3 protein-coding genes are annotated in these 3025 nt (G+C 73.0%); all 3 read left to right on the top strand.

The features are described from left to right. Positions 1–350: hypothetical protein (locus HMPREF0731_RS19380; protein ID WP_007005908.1), on the top strand; the 350-nt coding region annotated here is incomplete at its 5' end. 76 nt (positions 351–426) lie between these two features. Beyond that, positions 427–1371 carry a glucokinase gene (gene glk, locus HMPREF0731_RS19375; protein ID WP_007005907.1) on the top strand — a complete coding sequence of 315 codons (945 nt, stop codon included), beginning with the start codon at positions 427–429 and terminating at the stop codon, positions 1369–1371. A gap of 85 nt (positions 1372–1456) precedes the next feature. Next, a complete protein-coding gene (locus HMPREF0731_RS19370; RefSeq protein ID WP_040614097.1) occupies positions 1457–2686 on the top strand; it encodes a metal-dependent hydrolase family protein in 1230 nt (409 codons plus the stop codon). The last annotated feature ends 339 nt before the right edge of the window (positions 2687–3025 follow it).

Here is a 3025-nt window from a genome sequence, read left to right as displayed (position 1 = left end):
ACCTGGCCTGGCTGGCCCTGGCCGTTGCCGCGCCGCTCTGGCTGCCGGGGCGGCAAGGCTACGCCGGCCCGCTGCTGGCGCTGGCCACCGGCGCCTCCTGGCTGGTGGCCCTGCCGGCCGGCCTGCTGGCGATGCTGTTCGGCGACGGCGTCCTGGCCCTGCCGGTGCTGGCGCTGGGCATGGCGGCTGGGCTGCTGATGGTGCTCTGCCTCGGCCTGCTGCTGGCCTGGCCGCCCTGGGCGCTGCGGCATCGCTGGCCGGTGGGGCGTGGCGTGTCGGCCGTGGCGTTGCTGCTGCTGGGGCTGCGGCTGCTGATGCTCGGCACCGGCTGGACCCCCATCGGTCCTTGAACGCCCGGCCCGTGCATTGACTTTGCCGCCCGCCAGGGCGACCCCATCTGCCAAGGGCGGCAACAGGAGGACATGGATGGCGGAGAGCGTCACGCGGCTGATCGGCGATATCGGTGGCACCCATGCGCGCTTCGCGCTGTGCGGCCCGGGCGGCCCGCCGCGCGAGGAGCGCAAGCTGATGGTGGCCGAGCATGCCGGTCTGGTCGAGGCGGCCGCCGAATACCTGCAGGGCAGGCGGGTGGAGGAGGCCGTCTTCGCGGTCGCCACCCCGGTGCTGGGCGACGAGATCGCTTTCACCAACAGCCCCTGGCGCTTCTCCATCCAGGCGGCCGAGGCGGCGCTGGCGGTGGACCGGCTGGTCATCATCAATGATTTCGTCGCCCAGGCCTCGGCCGTGCCGCTGCTGCGGGGCGACGACCTGGCGCCGCTGAAGGATGGCACGGGGCGGGAGGACGCGCCGCGCCTGGTGATCGGGCCTGGCACCGGCCTCGGCGTCGCCTTCCTGATCGACCAGGGCGGCCGCCCGCGCGTGCTGCCCAGCGAGGGCGGCCACGCTTCCTTCGCGCCGCAGGATGCGGAGCAGGACGCCCTGCTGCGCCACCTGCGGCAGCGCCATGGCGGCCATGTCTCGGCCGAGCGGCTGGTCTCCGGCCCCGGCCTGCTGGCGGTCGCGCAATATCTCGCCGCGCAGGCGGGAGAGGGGGCGCCGCGCTTCGCCGACCCGCATGACGTCTCGGCTGGGGCCGGGCGCGGCTGCCCGGTCAGCCTGCGCGCCGTCTCGCTGTTTTCCGAGCTGCTGGGCGGGGTGATGGGCAATCTGGCGCTGTCGCTGCTGGCCGAGGGCGGGGTCTATCTGACCGGCGGGCTGGCCCGCGCCATGCGGCCGCTGCTGGACCGCGAGGCGCTGATGCGCGGCTTCACCGGCAAGGGCCGCTTCGCCCCGCTGCTGGAGCGCATCCCGATCACCCAGGTGGTGCGGCCGCATACCGGGCTGCTGGGGGCCGCCGCCTACCATCTTTGACCGGCCGGCCCGGCTTGCGCATCGGCGCGGCCGGGCCATCATGCGCGCCTCATCCCCCGCGCTTCGGGGGAGGCAGGAGGTTGGCATGACGTCTTATCTGTTCACCGGCGGCCCGGTCCTCGACCCGCGCCAGGGCGTGCTGCGCGAGGGGCTGGAGGTGCTGGTGGAGGGCGGGCGGATCCGCGAGGTGTCCGACACCCCGATCCGCGGCAGCAGCGCCGAGCGCGTCGAGCTGCGCGGCCGCACCCTGATGCCGGGGCTGATCGACGCGCATGTGCATGTCATCGCCTCGCAGGTCGATCTCGCCGCCAATGCGATGCAGCCTTCCTCCCTGGCCACGCTGCGCGCGGCGAAGGTGATGCGCGGCATGCTGCGGCGCGGCTTCACCACGGTGCGCGATGTCGGCGGCGCCGATGCCGGCCTCGCCCAGGCGGTGGAGGAAGGGCTGGTGGACTCGCCGCGCCTCGTCGTCTGCGGCAAGGCGCTGAGCCAGACCGGTGGGCACGCCGATCTGCGCCCGCGCTTCGACGACCGCCCCACCATGTTCGCCGAGCGGGTGGGCTCCCTGGGCCGCGTCTGCGACGGGGTGGACGCGGTGCGCCAGGCGGCGCGGCAGGAGCTGCGCGCGGGGGCGCAGTTCATCAAGGTGATGGCCAATGGCGGCGTCGCCTCGCCCGCCGATCCGATCCACGCGCTGGGCTACTCGCGCGAGGAGCTGGTCGCCATCGTCGAGGAGGCGGCGAATTTCGGCACCTATGTCTCGGCGCATCTCTACACCGACGCGGCGATCCGCCGCGCCGTCGAATGCGGCATCCATTCGCTCGAGCACTGCAACATGATCACGGCGGCGACCGCCGGCTTCGCCGCCGAGAAGGGTGCCGTCGCGGTGCCGACGCTGGTCACCTATGAGGCGCTGGCGCGCGAGGGCGCGACGCTCGGGCTGAAGCCGGATTCGGTCGCCAAGATCGAGACGGTGCGGCGCTCCGGCCTCGAATCCCTCTCGATCATGCGCGAGGCGGGGCTGGCCATGGCCTATGGCTCCGACCTGCTGGGCGCGATGCACCAGTATCAGCTGCTGGAGTTCGAGCTGCGCGGCCGCGTGCTGCCGGCGGCCGAGGTGATCGCCAGCGCCACCACCGTGGCGGCGAAGCTGTGCGGGCTGGAGGGCGAGGTGGGCGAGATCATCCCCGGCGCGAGCGCCGACCTGCTGGTGGTCGAGGGCGACCCGCTGCGCGACCTCGGCCTGCTCTACCGCGAGGATGGCGCGCTGAAGGCCATCCTGCGGGCCGGCAGCTTTGTTCATCGCGCCGACTGAGCAGCACCCGCCCCGGCTTGAGCAGGGCCGCCACAACCGCCCCGGCACCGCAAGGTTCCGGGGCCTTTTCATGGTTTTTTCTGCTGGTTTTCAGCTTCACGGCGGCTTTTTATTGAGCCCTTCCTGAAAACATCACGGCGTGACCGCCGTTCTTCCTGGCAGAGACCCCATGGCAGGGGTCAAGACCAAGAAGGGAGACCAGCATGCGGTCCACGACCACGGCCTTTGCCCTGGCGGCAGCACTGATGGCGGCGCCCGCCGCGATGGCCCAGACCGGCGGCGCGGCCGGCGGCACCGGCACGATGGGGACGCAGGGCACCGCCGGCTCGCCCGAGGCGC

It is taken from the genome of Pseudoroseomonas cervicalis ATCC 49957 (genome assembly GCF_000164635.1).
Classification (GTDB): domain Bacteria; phylum Pseudomonadota; class Alphaproteobacteria; order Acetobacterales; family Acetobacteraceae; genus Pseudoroseomonas; species Pseudoroseomonas cervicalis.
Note: the sequence above shows the minus strand (reverse complement) of the source record. Positions and strands in the feature narration are given on the sequence as shown.

Bases quoted from the DNA above. Each gene is read 5' to 3' on its own strand.
- glk (WP_007005907.1), top strand. From the start codon at position 427: ATGGCGGAGAGCGTCACGCGGCTGATCGGCGATATCGGTGGCACCCAT.
- HMPREF0731_RS19370 (WP_040614097.1), top strand. From the start codon at position 1,457: ATGACGTCTTATCTGTTCACCGGCGGCCCGGTCCTCGACCCGCGCCAG.